The sequence below is a fragment of the Streptomyces sp. NPDC015532 genome (genome assembly GCF_043078065.1).
In the GTDB taxonomy this organism is placed as follows: domain Bacteria; phylum Actinomycetota; class Actinomycetes; order Streptomycetales; family Streptomycetaceae; genus Streptomyces.
In genome coordinates, this window is the sequence record NZ_JBIBSY010000005.1 from 48,165 (window position 1) to 74,745 (window position 26,581).

At 70.1% G+C, this 26,581-nt stretch carries 22 protein-coding genes and 6 tRNA genes; 18 read left to right on the plus strand and 10 right to left on the minus strand.

The window, feature by feature from the left end; all coding sequences use genetic code 11:
- Nucleotides 1-67 precede the first annotated feature (67 nt).
- Nucleotides 68-1,315: a serine hydrolase domain-containing protein gene (locus tag ACF07B_RS17705; RefSeq protein ID WP_369486376.1), complete on the minus strand. Its 1,248-nt coding sequence runs from the start codon at nt 1,313-1,315 to the stop codon at nt 68-70.
- Between the two features lie 163 nt (nt 1,316-1,478).
- Between ACF07B_RS17705 and ACF07B_RS17710 the strand changes: the two genes are divergently transcribed.
- The 9 genes from ACF07B_RS17710 (at nt 1,479) to ACF07B_RS17750 (ending at nt 9,254) form a co-directional block, all read left to right on the plus strand.
- Nucleotides 1,479-1,829: a metallopeptidase family protein gene (locus ACF07B_RS17710; protein WP_326790896.1), complete on the plus strand. Its 351-nt coding sequence runs from the start codon at nt 1,479-1,481 to the stop codon at nt 1,827-1,829.
- Nucleotides 1,830-1,975: 146 nt separating this feature from the next.
- Complete coding sequence (locus tag ACF07B_RS17715) at nt 1,976-3,508, plus strand: metallophosphoesterase (protein ID WP_392179577.1); 1,533 nt, start codon at nt 1,976-1,978, stop codon at nt 3,506-3,508.
- Nucleotides 3,509-3,708: 200 nt separating this feature from the next.
- Nucleotides 3,709-3,781: transfer RNA gene (locus tag ACF07B_RS17720), tRNA-Glu, on the plus strand.
- 48 nt (nt 3,782-3,829) lie between these two features.
- Nucleotides 3,830-3,904: transfer RNA gene (locus ACF07B_RS17725), tRNA-Asp, on the plus strand.
- 24 nt (nt 3,905-3,928) lie between these two features.
- Nucleotides 3,929-4,005, plus strand: a tRNA-Phe gene (locus tag ACF07B_RS17730).
- A 181-nt stretch (nt 4,006-4,186) separates the two neighbouring features.
- Nucleotides 4,187-4,552: a hypothetical protein gene (locus tag ACF07B_RS17735; RefSeq protein ID WP_392179578.1), complete on the plus strand. Its 366-nt coding sequence runs from the start codon at nt 4,187-4,189 to the stop codon at nt 4,550-4,552.
- 68 nt (nt 4,553-4,620) lie between these two features.
- Nucleotides 4,621-8,598 (plus strand): ATP-dependent RNA helicase HrpA, encoded by a 3,978-nt coding sequence (hrpA, locus tag ACF07B_RS17740; RefSeq protein ID WP_392179579.1) that lies wholly within the window; start codon nt 4,621-4,623, stop codon nt 8,596-8,598.
- A gap of 95 nt (nt 8,599-8,693) precedes the next feature.
- A tRNA-Asp gene (locus ACF07B_RS17745) sits at nt 8,694-8,768 on the plus strand.
- A 294-nt stretch (nt 8,769-9,062) separates the two neighbouring features.
- Entirely contained in the window at nt 9,063-9,254 is a 192-nt protein-coding gene (locus tag ACF07B_RS17750; protein WP_328450780.1) for a DUF6274 family protein, read from the plus strand.
- A gap of 466 nt (nt 9,255-9,720) precedes the next feature.
- Here ACF07B_RS17750 and bldC read toward each other — a convergent pair whose 3' ends face one another.
- Both bldC and ACF07B_RS17760 read right to left on the minus strand, forming a co-directional pair.
- On the minus strand, nt 9,721-9,927 hold the full coding sequence (bldC, locus tag ACF07B_RS17755) for a developmental transcriptional regulator BldC (RefSeq protein ID WP_003949541.1): 207 nt from the start codon (nt 9,925-9,927) through the stop codon (nt 9,721-9,723).
- Nucleotides 9,928-10,553: 626 nt separating this feature from the next.
- A complete protein-coding gene (locus tag ACF07B_RS17760; protein WP_392179580.1) occupies nt 10,554-11,402 on the minus strand; it encodes a hypothetical protein in 849 nt (282 codons plus the stop codon).
- 222 nt (nt 11,403-11,624) lie between these two features.
- On the opposite strand from ACF07B_RS17760, the gene ACF07B_RS17765 reads away from it, so the two are divergent.
- The gene (locus ACF07B_RS17765) at nt 11,625-12,719 is read left to right on the plus strand and encodes a Leu/Phe/Val dehydrogenase (protein ID WP_369485029.1); all 1,095 of its coding nucleotides are present in this window, start codon (nt 11,625-11,627) and stop codon (nt 12,717-12,719) included.
- A 301-nt stretch (nt 12,720-13,020) separates the two neighbouring features.
- Nucleotides 13,021-13,275, plus strand: coding sequence for a DUF3073 domain-containing protein (locus ACF07B_RS17770; RefSeq protein ID WP_037615441.1), 255 nt, complete (start codon nt 13,021-13,023; stop codon nt 13,273-13,275).
- Nucleotides 13,276-13,475: 200 nt separating this feature from the next.
- Here the strand turns inward: ACF07B_RS17770 and purM are convergent, their stop codons facing one another.
- From purM to purS, 7 genes are all read right to left on the minus strand, one after another.
- Nucleotides 13,476-14,576, minus strand: coding sequence for a phosphoribosylformylglycinamidine cyclo-ligase (gene purM, locus ACF07B_RS17775; RefSeq protein ID WP_392179581.1), 1,101 nt, complete (start codon nt 14,574-14,576; stop codon nt 13,476-13,478).
- A gap of 42 nt (nt 14,577-14,618) precedes the next feature.
- Nucleotides 14,619-16,145, minus strand: a complete 1,527-nt coding sequence (purF, locus tag ACF07B_RS17780) for an amidophosphoribosyltransferase (RefSeq protein ID WP_392179582.1) — start codon at nt 16,143-16,145, stop codon at nt 14,619-14,621.
- A gap of 61 nt (nt 16,146-16,206) precedes the next feature.
- Nucleotides 16,207-16,998 carry an META domain-containing protein gene (locus ACF07B_RS17785; RefSeq protein ID WP_392179583.1) on the minus strand — a complete coding sequence of 264 codons (792 nt, stop codon included), beginning with the start codon at nt 16,996-16,998 and terminating at the stop codon, nt 16,207-16,209.
- Between the two features lie 92 nt (nt 16,999-17,090).
- Nucleotides 17,091-17,885 (minus strand): sterol carrier family protein, encoded by a 795-nt coding sequence (locus tag ACF07B_RS17790; RefSeq protein WP_369485037.1) that lies wholly within the window; start codon nt 17,883-17,885, stop codon nt 17,091-17,093.
- Between the two features lie 418 nt (nt 17,886-18,303).
- Nucleotides 18,304-20,577: a phosphoribosylformylglycinamidine synthase subunit PurL gene (gene purL / locus ACF07B_RS17795; protein WP_369485041.1), complete on the minus strand. Its 2,274-nt coding sequence runs from the start codon at nt 20,575-20,577 to the stop codon at nt 18,304-18,306.
- On the minus strand, nt 20,574-21,254 hold the full coding sequence (purQ, locus tag ACF07B_RS17800) for a phosphoribosylformylglycinamidine synthase subunit PurQ (RefSeq protein WP_392179584.1): 681 nt from the start codon (nt 21,252-21,254) through the stop codon (nt 20,574-20,576). The genes purL and purQ overlap by 4 nt, the downstream gene beginning before the upstream one ends.
- Nucleotides 21,251-21,514 (minus strand): phosphoribosylformylglycinamidine synthase subunit PurS, encoded by a 264-nt coding sequence (purS, locus tag ACF07B_RS17805; protein WP_005482678.1) that lies wholly within the window; start codon nt 21,512-21,514, stop codon nt 21,251-21,253. Before purS ends, purQ begins: the two co-directional genes overlap by 4 nt.
- 361 nt (nt 21,515-21,875) lie before the next feature.
- On the opposite strand from purS, the gene ACF07B_RS17810 reads away from it, so the two are divergent.
- From ACF07B_RS17810 to ACF07B_RS17840, 7 genes are all read left to right on the plus strand, one after another.
- On the plus strand, nt 21,876-22,193 hold the full coding sequence (locus ACF07B_RS17810; RefSeq protein WP_369485049.1) for an Lsr2 family protein: 318 nt from the start codon (nt 21,876-21,878) through the stop codon (nt 22,191-22,193).
- Between the two features lie 160 nt (nt 22,194-22,353).
- Nucleotides 22,354-22,425 (plus strand) — tRNA-Gly (locus ACF07B_RS17815).
- A 77-nt stretch (nt 22,426-22,502) separates the two neighbouring features.
- Nucleotides 22,503-22,575, plus strand: a tRNA-Gly gene (locus tag ACF07B_RS17820).
- 174 nt (nt 22,576-22,749) lie between these two features.
- On the plus strand, nt 22,750-23,754 hold the full coding sequence (locus tag ACF07B_RS17825) for an ABC transporter ATP-binding protein (RefSeq protein ID WP_392179585.1): 1,005 nt from the start codon (nt 22,750-22,752) through the stop codon (nt 23,752-23,754).
- Nucleotides 23,751-24,554 (plus strand): ABC transporter permease, encoded by an 804-nt coding sequence (locus tag ACF07B_RS17830; RefSeq protein WP_392179586.1) that lies wholly within the window; start codon nt 23,751-23,753, stop codon nt 24,552-24,554. Before ACF07B_RS17825 ends, ACF07B_RS17830 begins: the two co-directional genes overlap by 4 nt.
- Before the next feature lie 20 nt (nt 24,555-24,574).
- Nucleotides 24,575-25,921, plus strand: a complete 1,347-nt coding sequence (locus ACF07B_RS17835; RefSeq protein ID WP_392179877.1) for a sensor histidine kinase — start codon at nt 24,575-24,577, stop codon at nt 25,919-25,921.
- Nucleotides 25,918-26,562, plus strand: a complete 645-nt coding sequence (locus tag ACF07B_RS17840; RefSeq protein WP_392179587.1) for a response regulator — start codon at nt 25,918-25,920, stop codon at nt 26,560-26,562. Before ACF07B_RS17835 ends, ACF07B_RS17840 begins: the two co-directional genes overlap by 4 nt.
- The last annotated feature ends 19 nt before the right edge of the window (nt 26,563-26,581 follow it).

The window sequence follows — 26,581 nt, forward strand, 5'->3', positions numbered from 1 at the left end:
TGGCCCAACCGCGCCGGGAGGGCGTACGGGAGACCGCTCCCGCCGCGCGATCCGGGGATGCCGGGCGTCAGCCGATCGCCAGCGGGGTCCGCGGCGCCAGCGCGGCCGCGATGCGCTGGGCGACCACCTCGGCCATGTTGCCGTCGGGCGTGTCCTTGGTCTTGGTGGCGTTGACCGCGATGGCGAGCCGGTCGGACGGGAGATACGCCTGGATCGCCGCGTAACCCGAGAACGACGGGTTCTGAAGGACCCATCCGTTGATCACGATGACACCGAGTCCGAAGTGCCTGGCCTCGGTCTGCTCCAGGCAGACCGTGGCGGGGCACTTGGCGGTCGGGTGGCCGAGACCGACCGTCCCCGGGTCGAGCAGCGTGCGGTAGGAGCGGTGCGAGAGGAGCTCCCCGCTGCCGATGGCCTGCGCCGAACGGGCCAGGTCACAGACATGCGTGGTGATCACGGCGCCGGGTGCGGTGGTCCACGACGGGTTCCAGAAGGTGGACTCCTCGTACAGGCCGCGCTCGGACGTGAAGGCGTGCAGGGCCGGACGCGGGATGTCGGGGGTGAAGTTGTTGCGGGTGTTGTCGAGTCCGAGCGGACCCGTGACCCGCTCCCGCAGGAACCTGTCGATCCGGGTACCGGTGATCTTCTCCAGCGCCTGGATCAGCAGCAGGTAATTGGCGTGCGAATAGCTCCAGTTGGTACCCGGCTCGTACCAGAACGAGTGGCTGTAGGGGTACGCGAGCAGTTGCCGCGGGGTCCAGTCGCGGAACGGGTGGGCCTCCAGCTCGGCCAGGAAGGCCGGGTCGGTGACGTAGTCGTGCAGCCCGGTGGTGTTGGTGGCCAGCATCCGCAGGGTGATCCGGTTCGCCTTGGGCAGACCGGGCAGCCAGCGCTCCACGGTGTCGTCGAGGCGGACCTTCCCCTCCTGGACCAGCTGGAGCAAAGCCGTGCCGACGTAGGAGAAGGCCACGGAACCGGCGCGGAAGTGCATGTCCGGCCGGGCCGGGACACCGGTCATGGACTCGCCGAGCGCGTCGGTCAGGACCTCGCGCCCGTCGCTGGTGACCTTCAGCTCCACCGACTTCAGACGCAGGTCGGTCTTGGCCTTCCGGGCGATGGCGAGGACCTCGCGGGCCTCCGGGCCAAGGGGCCCCTCGGTCCTCACACAGTCGCCGCCGCCGGAGCGGCCGGGGGCCCCGGCGAACGCCGGCGCGGCGCCGGTCTGGAGCGCGAGGGCCAGCAGCGCGGCGCACAGGAGGGCCGTTCGGGCACGGGCGCGCGCTCCCGGACGGGCCGGGGAAGGGGTGCGTGTCATGCCCGCACTATCACCGGACGGTCGAGGGCAATTCGACAGAACACTCCGAAAATGCTACAAGACACCCCATGTGGGGCAGGCGCCCGGCTTCCCCGCCGGATTCCGGCCCCTCCGGGCCTCCGTCGTCCGCCGCCACCGCCGCGCCATCCCCGACAATGGCCAGGTGCTGGAGATGACGCGCGAAACCTTCGAAGAGCTCGTGAGCCAGGCGCTGGACCGGATCCCGCCCGAGCTGACCCGGGTCATGGACAACGTCGCCGTGTTCGTCGAGGACGAGCCTCCGGCGGACGATCCCGAACTGCTGGGCCTCTACGAGGGCACCCCGCTCACCGACCGCGGCGAGTGGTACGCCGGGGTGCTCCCCGACCGCATCTCGATCTACATGGGCCCCACCCTGCGCACGTGCGAGACCACGGACGAGGTGGTCCACGAGGTCGCCGTGACCGTGATCCACGAGATCGCCCACCACTTCGGCATCGACGACGACCGGCTGCACGAACTGGGCTGGGGCTGACCCGGCCGCCGAAGGGCCCGCGGCCGGAGGCGGCCCGTCCTCCCCCGCGGACCCGGCCCGGCACGACGGACGGACGGCCGCACTCCCGCGGCGTGCGGGCGACGGAACCCCGCATACCCGTCCCACGCCTTGGGCAGACGGGACAAATGGTCCGCGCCCGCGTTGCCGCAACCGCCACCGTCCGCCGCACCGCCGGCCGCGCCGGACGGGCGCTGCGCGCGCTCGCCCGCCGCCGCCCCGGCCGCCGCAAGGGCCCGGTGCCCGAACTCGCCGCCCGCCAGAACCCGTACGCCCGCGCCCTCGGGCTGCTGTGCGTGGTGCTGCTCGGCGCCTGGCTGGGACTGCTGGTCGTGGGCAACGTCCGCGTCCCGGTCGGCCCCATGAACACCACCATGACCCTGCGCCCCTCCCTCACCGGCGGCACAAAGATCAACATCGCCCCTCTCGGGGCGCTGGAGCTGCGCAGCCACCAGGCCCCGCTGCGCCTGGACGTGGACGTGGACCAGCTCGACCCGGAACGCTCCCAGGCCCTCGTCGACCACCCGGAACGCCTCTCGGGCCTCCAGGACGAGGTCGCGCAGGACGTCGAGCACGGCGCCCTCGACCTGGCCGTCCGCTCCTGCATAGCCGTGGTCGCCGGTGCCACCGCCCTCGGCCTCGCGGTCTACCGCCGCCCGCGCCGGGCCCTGGCGGCGGGCGGCCTCGCCCTCGCCCTGCTGGCCGCCTCGGGCACATCCGCCTTCGCCACCTGGAATCCCGAGTCGGTCCTGGAGCCGAAGTACTCCGGGCTGCTCTCCTCGGCCCCCTCCCTGGTCGGCGACGCCCGCAGCATCGTCAGCGAATTCGACGTCTACCAGGAGGAGTTGGCGCGCCTGGTGACGAACGTGACGAAGCTGTACGACGTCACCTCCACTCTCCCGGTCTACCAGCCCGACCCGACCACCATCCGGGTGCTGCACGTCTCCGACATCCATCTGAATCCGGCGAGCTGGAAGATCATCGCCTCGCTCGTGGAGCAGTACGCGATCGATGTGATCGTCGACTCCGGCGACACCATGGACCACGGCTCGGCGGCCGAGAACGGCTTCCTGGACCCGATCCCCGATCTGGGCGCCCCGTACGTCTGGGTCCGGGGCAACCACGACTCCCGTGAGACGCAGCGCTATCTCGAAGGCCTGAAGAACGTGCACGTCCTCGACGACGGCCGGGCCGCCACGGTCGCGGGCCTGCGTTTCGCCGGCATCGGCGACCCCCAGTTCACCCCGGACCGCTCGGCCGCGCGGGGCGGCGACGCGGCGGAGGGTCTGGCGGGCGCCCGCCTGGCCTCGGCCCTGCGGGACCAGCGGGCCGCCGGCACCCCGGTCGACATCGCGGTCGCCCACGAACCGTCGGCCGCGCGCGTGACGGACGGCGAGGTGCCCCTGGTGCTGGCCGGCCATGTGCACCACGAGGAGACGGAGGTCATGAAGTACGGCACGCGGCTGCGCGTCGAGGGCTCGACGGGCGGCAGCGGGCTGCGCGCCGTCGAGGGAAGGTATCCGGACCCGATCGAGGCCTCGGTGCTCTACTTCGGCCGGGACACCCGCCGCCTCCAGGCCTGGGACGAGATCAAGCTCGGTGGTCTCGGCCTCACGACGGCCGAGATCAGCCGCCATCTCCCCGAGGGGAACCGGCCCTGAGGCCCGCCTCGGTATCTGGTTTGGTCCGCGTCCAGACCACGTAGTACAGTCTGTTCGTGCCCAAGGGCGCCGGTCAGGGCTTGACCGTCCCGAGCTTCTGTCGAAGCGGAGGAGAAGTGGAACCCCTCGGGGGGAAGCGGAGTCACATGCTTCTCACGTCCCTTCGGGAACGCGAAGACGAAGCAGAGCGGTACTGGCTCGCCCTCATCGTCTAGCGGCCTAGGACGCCGCCCTTTCAAGGCGGTAGCACGGGTTCGAATCCCGTTGGGGGTACGCAACACCGTGTGGGACACTGGTTACACGTCGCACGCACAACAGCATGGTCCTGTGGAGCAGTTTGGAGTGCTCGCCACCCTGTCAAGGTGGAGGCCGCGGGTTCAAATCCCGTCAGGACCGCTGAGGTTTCTTCGGAAACCTCGTGGCTGGGTAGCTCAGTTGGTACGAGCGATCGCCTGAAAAGCGATAGGTCGCCGGTTCGACCCCGGCCCCAGCCACCAGAACGAAAACCCCCTCCGGGTCAATCGGAGGGGGTTTTCCTCGTTCACGAGCCACACGTACGGCGGCACGGTGGCCCACGAGGTTCACGAGGTTCACGAGGTTCACGAGGTCCGCTTGGCACCGGACGCGGTCGGCGCTAGCTTCGTTGGCTGATCGATCAGGTTCCATCGGGGGGATGACATGAGCCGGGACGAGACCGGGACGACGGCGGACACCGAGCTGGAGAAGGACCGGGCCCGGTACGGGCTGATCGCGGTCGTCATGAGCAATCTCGCCATCGTCGGCGTCGCGATCTTCGGGGTCTGGCGGCTCGACGGCGACAAGGCCGTGATCGTCGGCGTGCTCACCTCCGCGTTCACCGCGGTGAGCAGCATGACCACCGCCTACCTGGGCATCAAGGCCATCTCCAACACCGCCCGGTCCATCGCCCTGGGGTCGGCGTCCCGGCGGGAGCCCGCGCACGCTCCGGCCAAAACCCCCGCTCCCGCCGCACCTGCCGCACCCGCCACCGACGCGCCCGCACCGTCGGCACAGCGAGCGATCTGACCCCGCCCGCACCGCCGCGGCAAAAGGGTTCGCCACGGATTTCCCCGGGATGAGATCCTGGACCGCGTATGTCTACGCACCCCGCCCCCGCCCTCGGCGATCTCGCCGCCCGCCTGACCGAGCTGTCCCTGCGCGACGCGCACCGGCTCGGGCGCAGGCTCGAAGGCGCGCGCAAGATCCGTAAGCCCGAGGCCCGCTCCGCCGTGTTCTCCGAGATCGAGGCGGAGGTCGCCAGGGGCGAGGCCCACATGGCCCGGCGCCGCGCCCGCGTGCCCGCGATCACGTATCCCGAGCAGCTTCCCGTCAGCCAGAAGAAGGACGACATCGCGGCGGCCATCCGCGACCACCAGGTCGTGATCGTCGCCGGTGAGACCGGCTCCGGCAAGACCACCCAGATCCCGAAGATCTGCATGGAGCTGGGCCGGGGCGTGCGCGGCATGATCGGGCACACCCAGCCCCGTCGCATCGCCGCCCGCACGGTGGCGGAGCGCGTCGCGGACGAGCTGGACACACCGCTCGGCGAGGCCGTCGGCTGGAAGGTCCGCTTCACCGACCAGGTCAACCCGGACGCCACGTTCGTCAAGCTCATGACGGACGGCATCCTGCTCGCCGAGATCCAGACGGACCGCGAGCTGCGCGCGTACGACACGATCATCATCGACGAGGCCCACGAGCGGTCCCTCAACATCGACTTCCTGCTCGGCTACCTCGCCCAGCTGCTGCCCAAGCGGCCCGACCTCAAGGTCGTGATCACCTCCGCGACCATCGACCCGGAGCGTTTCTCCCGCCACTTCGGCGACGCCCCGATCGTCGAGGTCAGCGGCCGGACGTATCCGGTCGAGGTGCGCTACCGCCCGCTCCTCGAAGAGGACTCCGAGGACGTGGACCGCGACCAGATCACCGCGATCTGCGACGCCGTCGAGGAACTCCAGGCCGAGGGCAAGGGCGACATCCTCGTCTTCCTCTCCGGCGAGCGCGAGATCCGCGACACGGCCGACGCGCTGGTGAAGAAGAACTACCGCTTCACCGAGGTGCTGCCCCTGTACGCGCGGCTCTCGCACGCCGAGCAGCACCGCGTCTTCCAGCAGCACACGGGCCGCAGGATCGTTCTGGCGACCAACGTCGCCGAGACCTCGCTGACCGTCCCGGGCATCAAGTACGTGATCGACCCGGGCACCGCGCGCATCTCGCGGTACAGCCACCGCACGAAGGTGCAGCGGCTGCCCATCGAGCCCGTCTCACAGGCCAGCGCCAACCAGCGCAAGGGCCGCTGCGGCCGTACGTCCGACGGCATCTGCGTCCGGCTCTACTCCGAGGACGACTTCCTCGCCCGCCCGGAGTTCACCGACGCCGAGATCCTCCGGACGAACCTCGCCTCCGTCATCCTCCAGATGACCGCGGCCGGCCTCGGCGACATCGAGAAGTTCCCGTTCATCGACCCGCCGGACCACCGCAACATCCGCGACGGCGTCCAGCTCCTCCAGGAGCTGAACGCGCTGGACCCGACGGAGAAGGACGTACGCAAGCGGCTCACACCCACCGGCCGCAAGCTCGCCCAGCTGCCCGTCGACCCCCGGCTCGCCCGGATGGTGCTGGAGGCCGACAAGAACGGCTGCGCCCGCGAGGTCATGGTGATCGCGGCCGCGCTCTCCATCCAGGACCCGCGCGAGCGGCCGTCCGAGAAGCAGGCGCAGGCCGACCAGCAGCACGCCCGCTTCAAGGACGAGACCTCCGACTTCCTGGCCTTCCTCAACCTGTGGCGCTACGTCCGCGAGCAGCAGAAGGAGCGCGGCTCGTCCGCGTTCCGCCGGATGTGCAAGCAGGAGTACCTGAACTTCCTGCGCATCCGCGAATGGCAGGACATCTACAGCCAGCTGCGGACCGTCGCCAAGCAGATGGGCATCCATCTGAACGAGGAGGACGCTCCCGAGCAGAGCGTCCATGTGTCGCTGCTCGCCGGCCTGCTCTCGCACATCGGCATGAAGGACGTGAAGGAGACCGGCGGCGAGAGCGGGCGGAGCACGGGCAAGAACGAGTACCTGGGCGCGCGCAACGCCAAGTTCGCGATCTTCCCGGGCTCGGCGCTCTTCAAGAAGCCCCCGCGGTTCGTGATGTCCGCCGAGCTCGTCGAGACCTCGCGGCTGTGGGCCCGCGTCAACGCCCGCGTCGAACCGGAGTGGGTGGAACCGCTGGCCGGCCATCTCCTCAAGCGGACGTACAGCGAGCCGCACTGGGAGAAGGACCAGGCCGCCGTGATGGCGTACGAGAAGGTGACGCTGTACGGCGTACCGCTCGTCGCGCAGCGGAAGGTGAACTACGGACGGATCGACCCCGAGGTCAGCCGCGAGCTGTTCATCCGCAACGCGCTCGTCGAGGGCGACTGGCGCACGCACCACAAGTTCTTCGCCGACAACCGCAAGCTGCTCACCGAGGTCGAGGAACTGGAGCACCGGGCCCGCCGCCGGGACATCCTGGTCGACGACGAGACCCTGTACGACTTCTACGACCAGCGGGTGCCCGAACACGTCGTGTCCGGCGCGCATTTCGACTCCTGGTGGAAGCACAAGCGGCACGAGGAGCCCGAACTCCTCGACTTCGAGCGCTCGATGCTCATCAACGACCGGGCCGGGCAGGTCACGAAGGACGACTACCCCGACTCCTGGCTCCAGGGGCGGCTGAAGTTCCGGGTGACCTACCAGTTCGAGCCGGGCGCGGACGCGGACGGCGTGACCGTCCACATCCCGCTCCAGGTCCTGAACCAGGTCACCGACGAGGGCTTCGACTGGCAGATCCCGGGGCTGCGGGAGGAAGTGGTGACGGAGCTGATCCGTTCGCTCCCGAAGCCGATCCGGCGGAACTACGTCCCCGCCCCCAACTTCGCCCAGAAGTTCCTGGAGCGGGCCGTACCGCTCCAGGAACCGCTGACGCTGACGATGGCGCGCGAGCTCAAGCGCATGGTCGGAGTGCCGCTGACGGCCGACGACTTCGACTGGTCACGGCTCCCCGAGCATCTGAAGATCACTTTCCGGATCGTCGACGAGCGGCGCCGCAAGCTCGCCGAGGACAAGGACCTCGAAGCCCTCAAGGTCCGGCTGAAGCCGAAGGCGCGCCAGGCGATCTCGCAGGCCGCCGCGGCGACGGCGGAACGCGAGGGCGGCGAGTCCCTGGAACGCTCGGGACTGACGGACTGGACGATCGGCTCGCTCCGGCGGGTCTTCGAGACGCGCCGGGCCGGCCAGCCGGTGAAGGCGTACCCGGCGCTGGTCGACGACGGCCCCGCGGCGAACACCGTCTCGGTGCGGCTCTTCGACACCGAGGCCGAGCAGGCCGAGGCCATGTGGAAGGGCACCCGTCGGCTGATCCTGCGGAACATCCCGGTGAACCCGGGCAAGTTCGCCTCGGACAAGCTCACCAACGCCCAGAAACTGGCGCTGTCCGCGAACCCGCACGGCTCGGTCCAGGCGCTCTTCGACGACTGCGCGATGGCCGCGGCGGACAAGCTCATCGCGGACTTCGGCGGCCCGGCGTGGGACGAGGAGTCCTACCGGAAGCTGTACGACAAGGTGCGTGCCGAGATCGTCGACACGACCGTGCGCACGGTCGGACAGGTGCAGCAGGTGCTCGCCGCCTGGCAGGCCTGTGAGCGCCGGCTGAAGGGCGTCAGGAGCCCGACCCTGCTCGCGAACCTGGCCGACGTACGCGGGCAGCTGGACGCGCTGGTGAAGCCAGGTTTCGTCACGGCGACGGGACTGCGCCGGCTGCCGGACCTGATGCGCTATCTGGTCGCAGCGGACCGCCGTCTCCAGCAGATGCCGACCGGTGCCCAGCGGGACACCAGCCGCATGGAGAAGGTCCACGAGATGCGGGACGAGTACGCCTGGCTCCTGGAGCAGCTTCCGCAGGGCCGGCCGGTGCCCTCGTCGGTCCTGGACATCCGCTGGATGATCGAGGAGCTCCGGGTCAGCTATTTCGCCCACGCGCTCGGCACGGCGTACCCGGTCTCCGACAAGCGGATCGTGAAGGCGATCGACGCCGCCGTCCCGTAACGGCACCCGCACGTGCGGTGAGTTCGACCCCGGGCCTGAGCTCATGTACAGTCTCATTTCGCAGCACAGCGCAAGAACAAGTCGCTGCGAAACAAGGTCCTGTGGAGCAGTTTGGAGTGCTCGCCACCCTGTCAAGGTGGAGGCCGCGGGTTCAAATCCCGTCAGGACCGCATGAGGAAAGGCCCGGAGCTTCGGCTCCGGGCCTTTTCGTGTGTCCGCGCCCCGATCCACCCGCCTCTCGGCGCCCGGCGGGCCCGCACGGCGCCCGATCTGCCCCTACGCCGTCCCGCGCCGCCCGTACGCCGGTGTCCGCGCCGCCCGTTCGCGTGCGCGCACCGGTCCGCGTCCGGCTCCAGGGCCCCGGAGGGCACCCCCGCGGCGCGTTCGCGTCCCTTGACGGCGTCACATTCCGCCGGTACCCCGGAATCCAGGGCCCTCGCCCTGCCGGCCCCGTGGAGGTGCGTATGGCGGTGTCCGCTCGGCACGAGACCCGGGCTCTGCTCCGAGCCCACCTGGCGGCCGCCTCCGGGTACCGCCATCTGACGCGGCACTGCCCGATCTGCCATCAGCTCGCGCGCCTGGCCATGGAAGCCGTCCCGAACGACGAGCAGGACCCCGAGAGCACTCCGGAGGACGAAAGCCCCTCGACGGCGTGACCGGGCCCGCTCCCGCGCCGGCGACCCGAAGCGGGCGTCCGCGCGAGACACCCCCGCACCACCCCAACTCCCCTAGCGCAGAGGGCTCTCGGGGGACAAGGACTGTGGCATGTGACGGGAGTCACCGCATATGTTTTCAGAAGTGTGGAACTTACCCCCCTCCTACAACCAGTCAATTTAATATGTGCAATTGCACCCCTCATCGGGGGCATCCACAGCGGATCCGACACCCGCCCCCAGACTTCGACAAGGCCGCTCACAGGCGGGCCCTTCAGGGGTGTGGAACGCACAAAAAAAATCGCGCTGGACTCGGCGGAGTCCAGCGCGATCTACGACGCACCCTGTTCATCTGGCAAAAACGCTTGGGCGTGAGCTCTGTTGGGGCAGAACCCGCGTCGCTTGGAGCTGTGGTGTGGACGCCTCGACGGGTTGGGGGATCCGTTGACTTGTCCGGTTATGCGATGACTCAGGCTTCGCTGCGCTGCTGCGGGATACCCGCGAGCAGTGCGCGGACCTCAGCCTCGCGGTAACGGCGGTGCCCTCCGAGCGTGCGGATGGACGTGAGCTTGCCGGCCTTCGCCCACCGCGTGACCGTCTTGGGGTCGACGCGGAACATCGTGGCGACCTCAGCCGGGGTCAGCAGCGGCTCGGCATCAGGGGTGCGAGCGGTCATGAGCGGCCTCCTCGGGAGAACCGAACCTTCTCGGTTCTTTCCTCTAAATTCTGCACCTTGACCCGCGTTGCCCGAAATGGCGGACGCGAGTCGAGTCGGTTATAGGACGAACGGCTTGTCCTCGGCACTACAACTACACCATCCGTCCAGCCGCGTCGGCCAAACCGATGGAATTGCCCTCCCAGGTGTTCATCAGCGACGGAAGCCGATGGACCATGCCATAGCGGACAGTCACGCCACTGTGACGATCAGTCACAGGGCGATCAGGAGTCACCAGACGTCCTAAAAGCGTGCAATGCCGAGATTCCCCCCCAAAGGCGGGCGGAGGGAGCCCTCCCCCGGGCTCCTTGTCCTATTTTGACACGAGGAGGGGGAAGCGATGCAAGAGCCGGGTAAGTGCTGTCCGTCACGCTTGACACCCGTTGACGCATAAGCCCGGATCGGGGCCTACGTCCCGGACGTGAGGGTTCTTCAGCGTGTGAGGACCATACGCGAGTTCGACCCGGAACCTGTGAGAGGCAGATCACACCGGTGCGGGGCGAATTCGGAGCCCCTCCCGCCCCGTCCGGCTCCCGCGCACGGACCACACCGGAACCGCCCGCCCGGGACCGCCCGCGCCGCGCGCCTCAGTTGGACGAACGCCGGTCCCTGACGGACCGCCAGCGCTCCACCAGCCGGCCGTAGGCCTCGCCCGCCGTCGCCCCGTCCCCGGTGCGCAGCGCCTCGATCCCCTTCGCCACGTCGGCGGCCGAGTGGTCGTCCTCCAGCTGACCCGCCGGAAGCGTGTGCACGAGCCCGCCGTAGTCCAGCTCGACCAGCGAGCGCGGATGGAACTCCTCCAGCCAGCGCCCCACGTCCACCAGGCCTTCGATGAGCGGCCCTTCGTCCAGCGCGTCCCGAAGCGTCCGCAGGGCCCGTGCCGTGCGCCGCCGTGCCTGCACCATCGGCGTCCGGTAACGCAGCAGCGGCCCGGTCCCGGCCGGGTCCGTCCCCTTCTCGTACTCCCGCTCCTCGTCGGTGACGAGCACGAACCAGTTCAGCGGCACCTGCCAGGTCGCGGTGCGGATCCACGGGCGGGCGTCGGGGTTGCGCGCCAGCCAGCGCTCGTAGTCGAGGGCGGCCTGACGGCGCACCAGCGGCGGCAGCACCGCGTCCAGGACGGACGCGGGAAGCTCCTCGCCCAGCTCGTCCAGGGCCTGCCAGCCGCGCAGCCGGGTGCGCCACGGGCAGACGCACACCACCCCGTCCACCTCGGCGACGAACGCGTCGCCGCTCTCGTGCACCGGCACGGGGACCGGCGGGGTGGGCAGCAGGTCGGCCAGCGAGCGGCGCAGTTCGTCCTGGTACGAGGGGCGCTCGGCACGCCGGGCGTAGCGCGTCCAGTGGGCGCGCTCCGACTCGGGGAACGCGGCCAGCGGCTCGTACACCCGCAAGTACGACGTGTACGGGACGATCACCGCGGACACCTTGGGCACGCCTGCTCCCTCCCCCGACGAGCACCGGGAAAACCAGCGAGAACCGATCGGAAACTGAAGAGAAATCTATGCAAATCGAACCACGGCCGTACCCCGCCCGTAGGTGATCCTGACCACTGAACCGAGGGCGGGTCGGCACAGGCTCTAGTCTCATTCCCACGGAGCCCGCCATCCGCACGGGCACCGCACCCAACCGCCGTTTTTTACCTGGGAGTCACCACAGTGACCGACGTAACCGGCGCGCCTGCTGATGTACTGCACACCCTGTTCCACTCGGATCAGGGGGGTCATGAGCAAGTCGTGCTCTGCCAGGACCGCGCCAGCGGCCTCAAGGCCGTCATCGCCATCCACTCCACCGCCCTGGGCCCCGCCCTCGGCGGCACGCGCTTCTACCCGTACGCGAGCGAGCAGGAGGCCGTCGCCGACGCCCTCAACCTCGCGCGCGGGATGTCGTACAAGAACGCCCTGGCCGGGCTCGACCACGGCGGCGGCAAGGCCGTCATCATCGGCGACCCCGAGCAGATCAAGTCCGAGGAGCTGCTCCTCGCCTACGGCCGGTTCGTCGCCTCGCTCGGCGGCCGGTACGTCACCGCGTGCGACGTCGGCACCTATGTCGCCGACATGGACGTCGTGGCACGTGAGTGCCGGTGGACGACCGGACGCTCCCCGGAGAACGGCGGCGCGGGCGACTCGTCGGTCCTGACCGCCTTCGGTGTCTTCCAGGGCATGCGGGCCTCCGCGCAGCACCTGTGGGGCGACCCGACGCTGCGCGGCCGCAAGGTCGGCGTCTCCGGCGTCGGCAAGGTGGGCCACCACCTGGTCGACCACCTGCGCGAGGACGGCGCCGAGGTCGTGATCACGGATGTGCGGGCCGAGTCCGTGCGGCGGATCCTGGACCGGCACCCCTCGGGTGTCACGGCCGTCGCGGACACCGAGACGCTCATCCGCACCGAGGGCCTGGACATCTACGCGCCCTGCGCGCTGGGCGGCGCGCTCGACGACCACACCGTGCCGGTGCTCACGGCCCGGATCGTGTGCGGCGCGGCCAACAACCAGCTCGCGCACCCGGGTGTGGAGAAGGACCTCGCGGACCGCGGGATCCTGTACGCCCCCGACTACGTCGTGAACGCGGGCGGTGTCATCCAGGTGGCCGACGAGCTCCACGGGTTCGACTTCGACCGGTGCAAGGCGAAGGCCACGAAGATCTTCGACACCACGCTGGCCATATTCGCACGTGCGAAGCAGGACGGGATCCCGCCGGCCGCGGCGGCCGACCGGATCGCCGAGCAGCGGATGGCTGAGGCACGGCGTCACTGACGCCGGCCGAGGCCATAGGCGCTTGTCAGGGACCCGTCGGCGGCCCGTTGGGAGAGAACTCTCACGTCCGTCGGCGGGTCGGGCGCCAAGAAGAGGTTAAAATCGCGGTTGACCAGCGAGGACAGGGCACCTCGCGGGTTCTGGGTGAAGGCGCGTGCTGCGGGCGACGTACCGTATGGGCGCGGGCTCAGGTACCGTGGAAGCCCTACGGACCGGTCTCTCCACGGAGAGTCCGTTCCAGATCATGAACGCGTGTCAAGACTCTGGGGCCGTCGAGCCCCGTATCCGAGGGGGTCGAGCCATGGGGCGCGGCCGGGCAAAGGCCAAGCAGACGAAGGTCGCCCGCCAGCTGAAGTACAGCAGCGGCGGGACTGACCTCTCGCGTCTGGCCAATGAGCTGGGCGCTTCGACTTCGAGCCAGCCGCCGAATGGCGAGCCGTTCGAGGACGACGACGAGGAAGACGACCCGTACGCACAGTACGCGGATCTCTACAACGACGACGACGAGGACGAGGACGATCAGTCCGGTCCCCAGTCGCAACGTCGCGGCGCTTGACGCAACAGCGTCCCTCGCAGTTTCCGCGACCTCTTCTCGTAGCGGATCTCCTGGCGTGGGTTTCTGGCAGATCCCGCCTGGCGGCTTTCTCGTAGCGACTGCACTTCACCCGGTCCGGGGCCTCAGCGCCGGACCGGGTTTTGTGCTGCTTCGGGAGCCTCGGCCCGCGTGACCGCCGGCCTCGGCTCCCGTCGCCCGCTTCAGCTCGCGTAGTCGCCGATGAGCTCCGCGCCCGTCGTGTGGTCCCCGCGCTCGGTGATCTCACCGGCGACCCAGGCTTCCACCCCACGGTCCGCGAGGACGGCGAGGGCGACCTCGGCCGACTCCTCGGGCACGATCGCCATCATGCCGACGCCCATGTTCAGCGTCTTCTCCAGCTCCAGACGCTCGACGCCGCCGGTCCTGCCGACCAGGTCGAAGACCGGTGCCGGGGTCCAGGTCCCGCGGTCGACCACGGCGTGCAGGCCGTCCGGGATCACACGGGCCAGGTTGGCCGCGAGACCGCCGCCGGTGATGTGGCTGAAGGCGTGCACCGCGGCGCTCTTCGTCAGCGTCAGACAGTCCAGCGAGTAGATCTTGGTGGGCTCCAGGAGCTCCTCGCCGAGCGTGCGGCCGAACTCCTCGATGTGCTGGTCCAGGCGCAGGTTCGCCCGGTCGAAGAGGACGTGCCGGACCAGCGAGTACCCGTTCGAGTGAAGACCGGAGGCCGCCATGGCGATGACCGCGTCACCCGTACGGATGCGATCCGGGCCGAGCAGCTGATCGGCCTCGACCACGCCGGTGCCGGCGCCCGCGACGTCGAAGTCGTCCGGGCCGAGCAGACCGGGGTGTTCGGCCGTCTCGCCGCCCACCAGGGCGCAGCCCGCGAGGACACAGCCCTCGGCGATGCCCTTCACGATGGCCGCGACCCGCTCCGGGTGGACCTTGCCCACACAGATGTAGTCGGTCATGAAGAGCGGCTCCGCGCCGCACACCACGATGTCGTCCATGACCATCGCCACGAGGTCGTGGCCGATGGTGTCGTACACGCCGAGCTGGCGGGCGATGTCGACCTTGGTGCCCACGCCGTCGGTGGCGGAGGCGAGCAGCGGGCGCTCGAAACGCTTGAGAGCGGAGGCGTCGAAGAGGCCGGCGAAGCCGCCGAGACCGCCGAGGACCTCGGGGCGCTGCGTCTTCTTCACCCACTCCTTCATCAGCTCTACGGCGCGGTCGCCCGCCTCGATGTCGACTCCGGCAGCCGCGTAGGACGCGCCGGAAGCGGTGCCCGTCGACGAAGTCGACTGATCAGATACAGCAGACATTGCCTGGGATCTTTCGGGTTGGTGAAACGGGGCTCTGCGGCGCTACGGGCGACGGATGGCGTCAGCCGCGGCCGTGGCTGCGGGACCCGCGGCCAGCTCGGTCTCCAGGAGCTGCTTGCCGAGCAGTTCGGGGTCGGGAAGCTCCATCGGGTACTCGCCGTCGAAGCAGGCGCGGCACAGATTCGGCTTGTCGATCGTCGTGGCCTCGATCATCCCGTCGAGCGAGATGTACGACAGCGAGTCGGCGCCGAGCGAGGTGCCGATCTCCTCGATGGTCATGCCGTTCGCGATCAGCTCGGCGCGGGTCGCGAAGTCGATGCCGAAGAAGCAGGGCCACTTCACGGGCGGGGAGGAGATCCGGATGTGGACCTCGGCCGCACCCGCCTCGCGGAGCATCCTGACCAGGGCGCGCTGGGTGTTGCCGCGCACGATCGAGTCGTCCACGACGACCAGACGCTTGCCCTTGATGACTTCCTTGAGCGGATTCAGCTTCAGGCGGATTCCGAGCTGGCGGATCGTCTGCGAGGGCTGGATGAACGTCCGGCCGACATAGGCGTTCTTGACCAGGCCGGCTCCGAACGGGATGCCGGAGGCTTCCGCGTAACCGATCGCGGCGGGCGTCCCGGACTCCGGGGTCGCTATCACCAGGTCGGCCTCCACAGGGGCTTCCTTGGCGAGTTTGCGGCCCATCTCGACGCGCGAGAGGTACACGTTCCGGCCGGCGATGTCCGTGTCGGGACGGGCCAGGTAGACGTACTCGAAGATGCAGCCCTTGGGCTTCGCTTCCGCGAATCGCGAGCTGCGCAGACCGTTCTCGTCGATGGCGACGAACTCGCCCGGCTCGATCTCGCGCACATAGCTGGCGCCGCAGATGTCGAGGGCCGCGGACTCGGAGGCCACCACCCAGCCACGCTCCAGGCGGCCGAGGACCAGCGGGCGGATGCCCTGCGGGTCACGGGCTGCGTAGAGGGTGTGCTCGTTCATGAAGACGAGCGAGAAGGCACCCATGACCTGGGGGAGGACCTTCGCGGAGGCCTCTTCGATGGTCAGCGGCTTGCCGTCGTCGTCGACCTGGGCCGCGAGGAGCGCGGTGAGCAGGTCGGTGTCGTTGGTGGCCGCCACCCGAGTGGTGCGGCCTTCCTGCTTGGGCAGATCGGCGACCATCTCGGCGAGCTGCGCCGTATTGACGAGGTTGCCGTTGTGGCCGAGCGCGATGGAACCGTGCGCGGTGGCACGGAACGTCGGCTGGGCGTTCTCCCACACGGAGGCACCGGTGGTCGAGTAGCGGGCGTGACCGACCGCGATATGACCCTGGAGCGAACCGAGTGAGGTCTCGTCGAAGACCTGGGACACGAGGCCCATGTCCTTGAAGACGAGGATCTGGGAGCCGTTGCTGACCGCGATTCCCGCGGATTCCTGACCCCGATGCTGGAGGGCGTAGAGCCCGAAGTAAGTGAGCTTGGCGACCTCTTCGCCCGGAGCCCAGACACCGAAGACGCCGCAAGCGTCCTGGGGGCCTTTCTCACCGGGGAGCAGATCATGATTGAGTCGACCGTCACCACGTGGCACGGCACCGAGTGTAGGCGAGATCGACCACTGGTCCGAATTGGGGATACGGGCCCCGAAGCGATCACTCGTCGGCCACCGCGCTGACGACCGTGCCGTTCTTGCTGGTCAGCGCGATGCCGCGATGATCCAATGAGTAGGCGACCTTGCCGTCGAAGAGCCCCAGCAGTGTCTTCTCGGTCCTCATGAGTGAGTCTTGGCACATCATGCGGGTCGTCCGGGCCGGCCCGAGGGTGATATGTCCGTCGCCGACGGTGGCGTGGGCGGAGGCGTGGTTGCAGCCGAGCCGGGCCTCGAAGGTGCCGTTCTCACGCAGGACGAAGTACGCGTTCGCCCCCTTCGGCAGCGGCTGGGAGACGTTGCCGTCACCGAGCGCCGTGACCGTCCACCTCGTCCCCCGCAGGGGTGCGTCCTTCTCCTCGGCGAGGCCGATCCGGTCGCCGTTGTCGGCGGTGAGCGTCAGCCGGCCGTTGTCGGCCTTCGCCGTGAACGGGCCCTTGTCCGCGAAGACCCGGCCCAGACTCCGCTCGAAGTCCATCGGGCCCTTCGCGCAGGCCATGTCCGTCGTCCGGAGCTCGCCGAAGCCGACCCGGTCGCCCGTGAAGACGGCCTTCGAGCCGAACCCGTTGCAGCCGAGGTTGCCGCTGACGCGGCCGTCGTTCCCGATCCGCAGGTACGCCCCCGAGGGCGCCCGCGTGGTCTTCCCTTCCACGGTGAGGCTGTCGACCGTCCAGTGCACGCCGGTCAGCGGCGCGGTCTCCGTCCGGGCGGACCCGTTCCCCGCGGTCTGGGCACCGCACGCGGCGGCGAGGGGCAGCAGGGTCAGGACTCCGAGGGTCATTCGCTGCTTGTCCATGCCGATGTGACGGGAGGGTCGGGTGCCCGGTTCCCCTCGGACGTGGTGCGGGAAGCCCGCGCGGCCTTCCGATCGCGGACGGCGCGTGCGGGCTATCCCATCAGCGGGAGCAGGCCGCCGAGGTCGGCGCGCTCACCGCTCGCGCTGACCTTCGCCTCGTCCAGCGCGGCCTTCCACTCCGTGCGGCCCGTCGCGAGCCTGATCCAGGTCAGCGGGTCGGTCTCGACGACGTTCGGCGGGGTGCCACGGGTGTGCCGGGGCCCTTCCACGCACTGCACGACGGCGTACGGCGGGATCCGGACCTCGGTCGACGCGCCGGGCGCCTTCACGGCGAGGGTGTCGGCGAGCAGCCGGGTGCAGGCGGCGAGGGCCTGCCGGTCCAGGGGGATGTCGGTCCCGGCGGCGCGGTTCAGGTCGTCGGTGTGGACGACGAGTTCGACGGTGCGGGTGACGAGGTAGTCGGCGAGGGTCATCGCCCCGGCGGGCACATCGAGCAGCCGGTTGTCGGGGGCCGTCGCCAGGTGCCCGGTGATCCGCGCGCCGACGCCGGCGTAGAGCGCGTCGAGGTCGGGATGGGCGGCGGCGAGTGCGCGCGTGCCGTCGGCGATCTTCTCGGAGCGGGAGGCCGTCCCGGACGGCCATTCCAGCAGCCCGAGTTCCTTCGCGGCGGGCGGGGCCAGGTCGAGATGCCGGCTCACGACGTCGAGCGACATGGTGATGTGCGCGGCCAACTCCCGCACGCTCCAGTCCCCGAGCCGCGCCGGCCGCGCCAACTGCTCCTCGCTCAGGGCGCGTACACCCTCCCGGACGTTCCCGAACTGCGCGAGTACCGCCGCGCGGATCTTGGCCGAGTCGTAAGTGCGGGGGCGTTTGCGGGCTGGGGTCATACGGCGAGCCTAGTCGCGCGGCCCGGGCGGGCGGGGCCGGTTGATGCGGGGCACCGGGTCCGGCGCGCGGCGAAGGACCAGCCCGGCTCGGCCCCGCTCCGGAAGACCGAGCCGGTCCCGGCGTGAGGACGTGACGACGACGGCGACGGACGACGGAGACGGGGCACGGGGCACGGCGACGGCGACGGCGACGGCGACGGCGACGGAAAGGGCAGCCGCGACGGGCGACGTGCCCCGGCCTCGGCCCCGGCTCGGGCTCGGGCTCGGGCTCCGGCTCGGGCTCCGGCTCGGCCTCGGGCTCCGGCTCGGGCTCGGGCTCCGGCGGAGAAGACGGCGACGGCGACGGCGACGGCGACAGGCGGAGACGGCGAAGGCCCCGTCCGTCGGAACGGGCGGGGCCTTCGCGGGCGTGGGCGGGTTACGCCAGCAGCGCCGGGATCGTTCCCTCGTGGGCCGTACGCAGCTCGGCCAGGGAGAGCGCGAACTCGCCCTGGACCTCGACCACGGCGGCCTCGGACTCGGTGCCGTCGACGACACCGATACGGGTGACGGGAAGACCCCGGGCACCGCACATGTCGTTGAAGCGGAGCTCTTCCGAACGCGGGACGGCGACGACCGCGCGGCCCGCCGACTCCGAGAAGAGGAAGGTGAACGCGTCGAGACCGTCGGGGACGATCAGGCGCGCGCCCTTGCGGCCCTGGAGCGCCGACTCGACCACGGCCTGGACCAGACCGCCGTCGGACAGGTCGTGCGCGGAGTCGATCATGCCGTCGCGGGAGGCCGAGATGAGGATCTCGGCGAGCAGCCGCTCGCGCTCCAGGTCGACCTTCGGCGGCAGACCGCCCAGGTGGTCGTGGACGACCTGCGACCAGGCCGAACCGCCGAACTCCTCGCGGGTGTCACCGAGCAGGTAGAGGAGCTGGCCCTCTTCCTGGAAGGCGACCGGGGTGCGGCGGGCGACGTCGTCGATGACGCCCAGCACGGCCACGACCGGGGTCGGGTGGATGGCGACGTCGCCGGTCTGGTTGTACAGCGAGACGTTGCCGCCGGTCACCGGGGTACCGAGCTGCTGGCAGGCGTCGGCCAGACCGCGGATCGCCTCGGCGAACTGCCACATGACGGCCGGGTCCTCGGGCGAGCCGAAGTTCAGGCAGTCGGAGACGGCGAGCGGCTTGGCACCGGTCGTCGCGACGTTGCGGTAGGCCTCGGAGAGGGCGAGCTGCGCACCGGCGTACGGGTCGAGCTTGGCGTAGCGGCCGTTGCCGTCGGTCGCGATGGCGACGCCGAGCCCGGTCTCCTCGTCGATGCGGATCATGCCCGAGTCCTCGGGCTGCGCCAGCACCGTGTTGCCCTGCACGAAGTGGTCGTACTGGGAGGTGATCCAGGACTTGGAGGCCTGGTTCGGGGAGGAGACCAGTTTCAGGACCTGGTCCTTCAGCTCCTCGCCGGTCGCCGGGCGGGGCAGCTTGTTCGCGTCGTCGGCCTGGAGCGCGTCCTGCCAGGACGGGCGGGCGTAGGGGCGCTCGTAGACCGGGCCGTCGTGCGCGACCGTGCGCGGGTCGACGTCGACGATCTTGCCGCCGTGCCAGTAGATCTCCAGCCGGTCGCCGTCGGTGACCTCACCGATGACGGTGGCGATGACGTCCCACTTGTCGCAGATCTCCAGGAACCGGTCGACCTTCTCCGGCTCGACGACCGCGCACATGCGTTCCTGCGACTCGCTCATGAGGATTTCCTCGGGAGAGAGAGTCGAGTCCCGCAGGGGTACGTCGTCCAGGGTGACGCGCATGCCGCCGGAGCCGTTGGACGCCAGCTCGCTGGTGGCGCAGGACAGGCCTGCGGCGCCGAGGTCCTGGATGCCGACGACCAGCTTCTCGGCGAAGGCCTCCAGGGTGCACTCGATGAGGAGCTTCTCCTGGAAGGGGTCGCCGACCTGGACGGCCGGACGCTTCGACGGCTTGGCGTCGTCGAAGGTCTCCGAGGCGAGGATCGACGCGCCGCCGATGCCGTCGCCGCCCGTCCGGGCCCCGTACAGGATGACCTTGTTGCCTGTGCCGGACGCCTTCGCGAGGTGGATGTCCTCGTGCCGCATGACGCCGATGGCACCGGCGTTGACGAGCGGGTTGCCCTGGTAGCAGGCGTCGAAGACGACCTCGCCGCCGATGTTGGGCAGGCCCAGGCAGTTGCCGTAGCCGCCGATGCCCGCGACGACGCCCGGCAGGACGCGCTTGGTGTCGGGGTGGTCGGCCGCGCCGAACCGCAGCGGGTCGACGACGGCGACCGGACGGGCGCCCATCGCGATGATGTCGCGCACGATGCCGCCGACGCCGGTGGCCGCGCCCTGGTAGGGCTCGACGTACGACGGGTGGTTGTGCGACTCGACCTTGAAGGTGACCGCGTAGCCCTGGCCGACGTCGACGACACCGGCGTTCTCGCCGATGCCGACGAGCAGCGCGTCGGACTGCGGGGCCTTCTCGCCGAACTGGCGGAGGTGGACCTTCGAGGACTTGTAGGAGCAGTGCTCGGACCACATGACGGAGTACATGGCGAGCTCGGCGCCGGTGGGCCGGCGGCCGAGGATCTCGACGACGCGCTCGTACTCGTCCTTCTTCAGGCCCAGTTCGGCCCAGGGCAGCTCGACGTCGGGGGTCGCGGCCGCGTTCTCGACCGTGTCCAGAGGCGTGCGGCTCATGCGTTGACCAGCTTCTTGAGGATCGAGGTGAAGAAGGGGAGGCCGTCGGTGCGGCCGGAGCCGACCAGGGGCTCCACGGCGTGCTCCGGGTGCGGCATCAGACCGACGACGTTGCCCGCCTCGTTCGTGATGCCGGCGATGTCGCGCAGCGAGCCGTTCGGGTTGACGTCCAGATAACGGAACGCGACCCGGCCCTCGGCCTCCAGCATGTCGAGCGTGTGCTCGTCGGCGACGTACCGCCCGTCCATGTTCTTCAGCGGGATGTGGATCTCCTGGCCGGCCGTGTAGTCGGCGGTCCAGGCGGTTCCCGTGCTCTCCACGCGCAGCTTCTGGTCGCGGCAGATGAAGTGGAGGTGGTTGTTGCCGAGCATCGCGCCGGGAAGAAGGTGCGCCTCGGTGAGGACCTGGAAGCCGTTGCAGATGCCGAGAACCGGCATTCCGGATTTCGCCTGCTCGATGACGGTCTCCATCACCGGCGAGAAGCGCGAGATGGCGCCCGCCCGCAGATAGTCGCCGTACGAGAAACCGCCGGGCAGCACCACGGCGTCGACCTGCTTGAGGTCCTTGTCCTTGTGCCAAAGAGCTACGGGCTCGGCGCCGGCCAGCCTGATCGCGCGCTGCGTGTCGCGGTCGTCGAGGCTGCCCGGAAAGGTGACGACTCCAATACGAGCGGTCACTTTCCGGCCTCCGCGACTTCCTCGACCTTGACGGTGAAGTCCTCGATCACGGTGTTGGCGAGGAAGGACTCCGCCAGTTCATGGATGCGGGCGAGCGCGGCGTCGTCCACCGGCCCGTCCACTTCGAGTTCGAATCGCTTTCCCTGACGGACGTCGGAGACACCTTCGAAACCGAGGCGCGGCAGTGCACGCTGCACCGCCTGGCCCTGGGGGTCGAGGATCTCCGGCTTGAGCATGACGTCGACTACGACGCGTGCCACTGGCACTCCCGGTGTGTGGTGCTGAGCAGGTCCCTTCAGACTACCCGTACAAAATTTCTACTCGCGTAGATTCGTAGAATCCTACGTGACCCCGATCACGATCGCGCATCAAGCCAGGGGCGTGCACGGAAAATCCTGGGAAAAACCGCAGAAGAACGGCAGGGGCCCATTGCCACCGGACACGCGGAGGGATTTAGTCGGGCTTCACCATGCAATGCCGGGCACTGTACAAATGAATTGGCAATAGCCGATACTTTGCTCGATAACAGCCGGACAGCCGACATCTCTCCGACAACTCCGTGACGTCCGCGCACGTCATGACGGTTGATCGTGAAGGTGTCGCACGAAGGGACCGATATTCGTGGCGCAGCGTGTCGTGGTCACTCTCTTTGACGACATCGACGGCTCGGAAGCGGCGGAAACGATCGCCTTCGGACTCGACGGCAAGTCGTACGAGATCGACCTCAATCCAGCCAACGCCGAGGAACTGCGCAAGGCCCTCGAGCCGTACGTCGAGGCCGGCCGCAAGCGGTCGAAGTCCGGGAAGACGTACACGCACACCGCGTTGACGCCCGATCCCGCGGCGGTCCGCGCCTGGGCCCGCTCCAACAAGATGGACGTGCCGCCGCGCGGCCGGATCCCCAAGAAGGTCTACGAGGCGTTCGCCGAGACGCACTGAGCCGGCGCCCGGCCGCGGACGGAGCCGGGCACCCCGCCAGGGGTGCCCCTGACCCTCCACCGGACCCCGGGACAACCGACTTGCGCTGACCCCCGCCCGATCGGCTAGAGTCTGGAACACGCCGAGGGGCAAGGCCGAAAAGCCGGAACCCGAAGGTCGTGCGGGTGTAGTTCAGTAGCAGAACGTCCCCCTTCCAGGGGGAAGGCGCAGTGTGCAATTCCTGTCACCCGCTCTGCATCGCTCACCGATCGCTTGCCGATCGGGTAGGGTGGTGCTCGCGCCGATCGGTGGAAGCCGCTCGGAGGCAATGCGGACGTAGCTCAGTTGGTAGAGCGCAACCTTGCCAAGGTTGAGGTCGCCAGTTCGAACCTGGTCGTCCGCTCAGCGAAGTAAAGGCCCCGGTCATCGACCGGGGCCTTTCTCGTATCCCCGTGCGCGGTATCCGCTTGTGTGCCGGCGTCCTCGCGGCGGGATGCCGAAGCCGTCTGACATTTGTCATGCCGAGTGATGACAACCCGCACTGCTGCCGGGCCCCGTTCGCGCCGACGCTGATTCCATGAACACGAGCGAGCACGACGACGTGATCGAGGTCACGGATCTGCGGCGTGTGTACGGGGGCGGCACCAGGGATTTCGAGGCGGTGCGCGGAGTCACCTTCTCCGTGGGCCGCGGAGAGATTTTCGCGCTCCTCGGCACCAACGGCGCGGGCAAGACCTCCACCGTCGAACTGATCGAGGGACTGGCTCCTCCGGCCACCGGGCGGGTGCGCGTCCTCGGGCACGATCCCTACGCGGACCGGGCCGCCGTCCGGCCCCGTATCGGTGTGATGCTTCAGGAAGGCGGCTTCCCGTCCGAGCTGACGGCCGCCGAGACCACACGGATGTGGGCGGCGTGCACCAGCGGCGCCCGGCCCGCCGGGGAGGTCCTGGACCGGGTCGGGCTCGGGCACCGCTCGGACGTCCGCGTGAAGCAGTTGTCCGGCGGCGAGAAGCGGCGCCTGGACCTGGCGCTCGCGCTCCTCGGCGACCCCGAGGTCCTCTTCCTCGACGAACCCACGACCGGGCTCGACGTGGAAGGCCGCCGGAACACCTGGGAGTTGGTCCGCCAACTGCGCGACCACGGGACCACGGTCCTGCTGACCACCCACTATCTGGAAGAGGCGGAGGCACTCGCCGACCGGCTGGCGATCCTGCACGAAGGACGCGTCGCGGCCGTCGGCACCCCGGCCGAGGTGACCGCCTCCCAGCCGTCGCACGTCTCCTTCGAGCTGCCCGACGGCTACCTGCCGGGCGACCTGCCCCCGCTGCCGGAACTCGGGGTGAGCGGCCACGAGGCGACGGGCCGGACGATCCGGCTGCGGACCGGCGAACTCCAGCGGACGGCCACGGCCCTGCTGGTGTGGGCCGAGCGGGCGCGCGTCGAGCTGCGGGGGCTCGATGTGCGCTCGGCCTCCCTGGAGGAGGCGTTCCTGCGGATCTCGCGGGAGGCGGCACACGGTGTGGACGGGACGAGGACGACCGCGGACACGCGCGAGGCGCGCGGGAAGGGAACGGCGGCATGAGCCCAACAGCGGTCACCACCGGCACCGGCACGGCCGGGACCACGGCCGCCGGCCGGATCGGAGCACTGGCACGCGCCGAACTGACGCTGCTGGGGCGCACCAGGGCGACCCTCGCCGCGGCGCTGTTCGTCCCGCTGGTCATGCCGTTCACGCTCCGCTCGACCCTGGACACGATGCCCCTGAAGGACGCCGGACTCACGGTCGGCTCGGTCCTGCTCCCCTCCTCCATCGGCTTCGCGCTCCTCTTCGCCGTCTATGGCTCCCTCGTGAGCGTGTACGCGGCGCGCCGGGAGGAACTCGTCCTCAAGCGCCTGCGCACCGGGGAGCTTCGGGACCTGGAGATCCTCGCGGGCGCCGCGCTGCCCTCGGTCGCGATCGGTCTCGCCCAGTGCCTCGTCCTGACCGTCGCCTGCCGGGCGGCACTCGGCGTCGGGATGCCGGAGCGGCCCCAACTCGTCCTGCTGGGACTGCTGTCCGCGTTCGTCACCTGGCCGGCGCTCGCGGCCGTCACCGCGAGCTTCAGCAAGAGCGTGGAGGGCGCCCAGGTCGCGGCCACGCCCCTGACCCTGCTGTCGCTGGTCGGCTCGGGGACCTTCATCCCCCTCGAACTGCTGCCGGACGGCATGGCCCGGTTCTGCGAACTGCTGCCGCTCACCCCGGTGATCACCCTGGTCCGCGGCGGCTGGACCGGACACCTCTCCGCCCACGACACCCTCGGCGCCCTCGGCACGGCGGTGGCCTGGACCGTGATCGCGGTGTTTGCTGTACGACGGTGGTTCCGCTGGGAGCCGCGGCGGTGACCACGGACACGGGGGTGGGCATGGGCAGGCCGTCCGGCTGGTGGCGGGGCAAGAGCACGCCGGCGAAGGTCGAGACGTACACCCGGTGGTCGTTCCACTTCTTCGCCCTGCTCGAAGCGGTCTCGATCGGACTGCCCGTCTTCGGGAACCTGCCGGCGGCCCGGGCCTGGGCGGTGCTCCTGCTCGTGTGCGGGCACTCGGTGTGCTGCGCGGTGACCGCCTCGCGGGCGCTGGACTGGACGCGCGGCACCCGGGAACAGCCCCGGAGGACCCTGCTGGCACTGGCGGCGATCACCTGCGTGACCGCCGTCGTGGGAGCCGTCCTCACGGGCACCCCCTGGCGCCCGGCGAGCGACGGCGCGTTCCTCGTCGCCTCCTCGCTGCTCGTCGGCGTCACGGCGTTCGGCACGGGCACGGTCGCGCTCGGCACCCGTGACAGACGCCGGATGACGTACGTCGTGCTCGGCGCGGCCGCGGGTGCCGGAGCACTCTCCGTCCCTCTCGGCTTCCCGGGCCCCGCCGCGCCGGTCACCGCCCTCCTCGTCCTGCTGACCGCCGGTTTCCTCACCTTCACCGCGGCGTTCTCCGTCTGGCTGCTCAACGCCGTCTACGAACTCGACGCGGCCCGCGAGACCCGCGCCCGGCTCGCCGTCGCCGAGGAACGGCTGCGCTTCGGCCGCGATCTGCACGACGTGATGGGCCGCAACCTCGCGGTGATCGCCCTCAAGAGCGAACTCGCCGTGCAGCTGGCCCGGCGCGGACGGGCGGAGGCCGTGGACCAGATGACCGAGGTGCAGCGGATCGCGCGGGAGTCCCAGCGGGAGGTGCGCGAGGTGGTACGGGGGTATCGCGACGCCGATCTCGCCAACGAACTGGCGGGCGCACAGGGCGTGCTGACGGCCGCGGGCATCGACTGCGCCATCACCGGCACGGCCGCGGAGCTGCCGGCACAGATCCAGTCGGCGCTCGGCTGGGTGGTGCGGGAGGCGACCACCAATGTGCTGCGGCACGGGAACGCCAGGAAGTGCGCGCTGTCCCTGCGGGTGACGGGGGAGCGGGTGACGCTCACCGTCGAGAACGACGGGGTGCCGCAGGAGGCCGGACCGGAACCCCGGCCCGGCGGCGGCTCCGGACCGGGCAGAGGCAGCGGGCTCGTGGGACTGCGGGAGCGGCTGGAGGAGGTGGACGGGGTGCTGCGGGCCGGCGCGAGCGGAGGGGTGTTCCGGCTGGCGGCGGAAGTGCCGCTGCGGTCCTTCCCGGACCCGCTCGCCGTCCCTCCCGGGAAACCGGCCCCGGGGAGCGACGGGGCACCACGGAAGTCGTCGGCCCCCCAGGTTCCGCACCCGATGAGAGAGGCCACCCCATGACATCCGTGCCGCCCGGCGCGTCGGCGCCCGAGGCTCCCGTACGGCTGCTGCTCGCCGACGACGAGCATCTGATCCGGGGAGCGCTGGCCGCGCTGCTCGGGCTGGAGGACGACCTGGTCGTGGTGGCCGAGGCGGCGACCGGACCGGAGGCACTGGCGATGGCGCGGGCGCACGGGCCCGACGTCGCCGTCCTGGATCTCCAGATGCCGGGGGCGGACGGTGTGAGCGTGGCCACATCCCTGCGGGCCGAACTGCCCGGCTGCCGGGTGCTGATCGTGACGAGTCACGGACGGCCGGGGCATCTGAAGCGGGCGCTCACCGCGGGTGTGCGCGGGTTCGTCCCGAAGACGGTCAGCGCACGGCGGCTCGCGGAGATCATCCGTACCGTGCACGCGGGAAACCGTTATGTGGACCCGGAGTTGGCGGCCGACGCGATCTCCGCCGGGGACTCCCCGCTGACCGCGCGCGAGGCCGAGGTACTCGAATTCGCCGCCGACGGGGCGCCCGTGGCGGAGATCGCGGAGCGGGCCGCACTGTCCCAGGGCACGGTGCGGAACTATCTGTCGTCGGCCGCGTCCAAGCTGGGCGCGGAGAACCGGCATGCCGCGGTGCGTCTCGCGCGGGAGCGAGGTTGGGTATAGTGGCTGTCGCGCCACGGCG

What these genes read in the sequence shown, in the direction of transcription:
- ACF07B_RS17705 (WP_369486376.1), bottom strand. Translation starts at nt 1,315, where the DNA reads ATGACACGCACCCCTTCCCCGGCCCGTCCGGGAGCGCGCGCCCGTGCC.
- ACF07B_RS17715 (WP_392179577.1), top strand. Translation starts at nt 1,976, where the DNA reads ATGGTCCGCGCCCGCGTTGCCGCAACCGCCACCGTCCGCCGCACCGCC.
- ACF07B_RS17735 (WP_392179578.1), top strand. Translation starts at nt 4,187, where the DNA reads ATGAGCCGGGACGAGACCGGGACGACGGCGGACACCGAGCTGGAGAAG.
- hrpA (WP_392179579.1), top strand. Translation starts at nt 4,621, where the DNA reads ATGTCTACGCACCCCGCCCCCGCCCTCGGCGATCTCGCCGCCCGCCTG.
- ACF07B_RS17750 (WP_328450780.1), top strand. Translation starts at nt 9,063, where the DNA reads ATGGCGGTGTCCGCTCGGCACGAGACCCGGGCTCTGCTCCGAGCCCAC.
- bldC (WP_003949541.1), bottom strand. Translation starts at nt 9,927, where the DNA reads ATGACCGCTCGCACCCCTGATGCCGAGCCGCTGCTGACCCCGGCTGAG.
- ACF07B_RS17770 (WP_037615441.1), top strand. Translation starts at nt 13,021, where the DNA reads ATGGGGCGCGGCCGGGCAAAGGCCAAGCAGACGAAGGTCGCCCGCCAG.
- purM (WP_392179581.1), bottom strand. Translation starts at nt 14,576, where the DNA reads ATGTCTGCTGTATCTGATCAGTCGACTTCGTCGACGGGCACCGCTTCC.
- ACF07B_RS17785 (WP_392179583.1), bottom strand. Translation starts at nt 16,998, where the DNA reads ATGGACAAGCAGCGAATGACCCTCGGAGTCCTGACCCTGCTGCCCCTC.
- ACF07B_RS17790 (WP_369485037.1), bottom strand. Translation starts at nt 17,885, where the DNA reads ATGACCCCAGCCCGCAAACGCCCCCGCACTTACGACTCGGCCAAGATC.
- purL (WP_369485041.1), bottom strand. Translation starts at nt 20,577, where the DNA reads ATGAGCCGCACGCCTCTGGACACGGTCGAGAACGCGGCCGCGACCCCC.
- ACF07B_RS17825 (WP_392179585.1), top strand. Translation starts at nt 22,750, where the DNA reads ATGAACACGAGCGAGCACGACGACGTGATCGAGGTCACGGATCTGCGG.
- ACF07B_RS17830 (WP_392179586.1), top strand. Translation starts at nt 23,751, where the DNA reads ATGAGCCCAACAGCGGTCACCACCGGCACCGGCACGGCCGGGACCACG.
- ACF07B_RS17835 (WP_392179877.1), top strand. Translation starts at nt 24,575, where the DNA reads ATGGGCAGGCCGTCCGGCTGGTGGCGGGGCAAGAGCACGCCGGCGAAG.
- ACF07B_RS17840 (WP_392179587.1), top strand. Translation starts at nt 25,918, where the DNA reads ATGACATCCGTGCCGCCCGGCGCGTCGGCGCCCGAGGCTCCCGTACGG.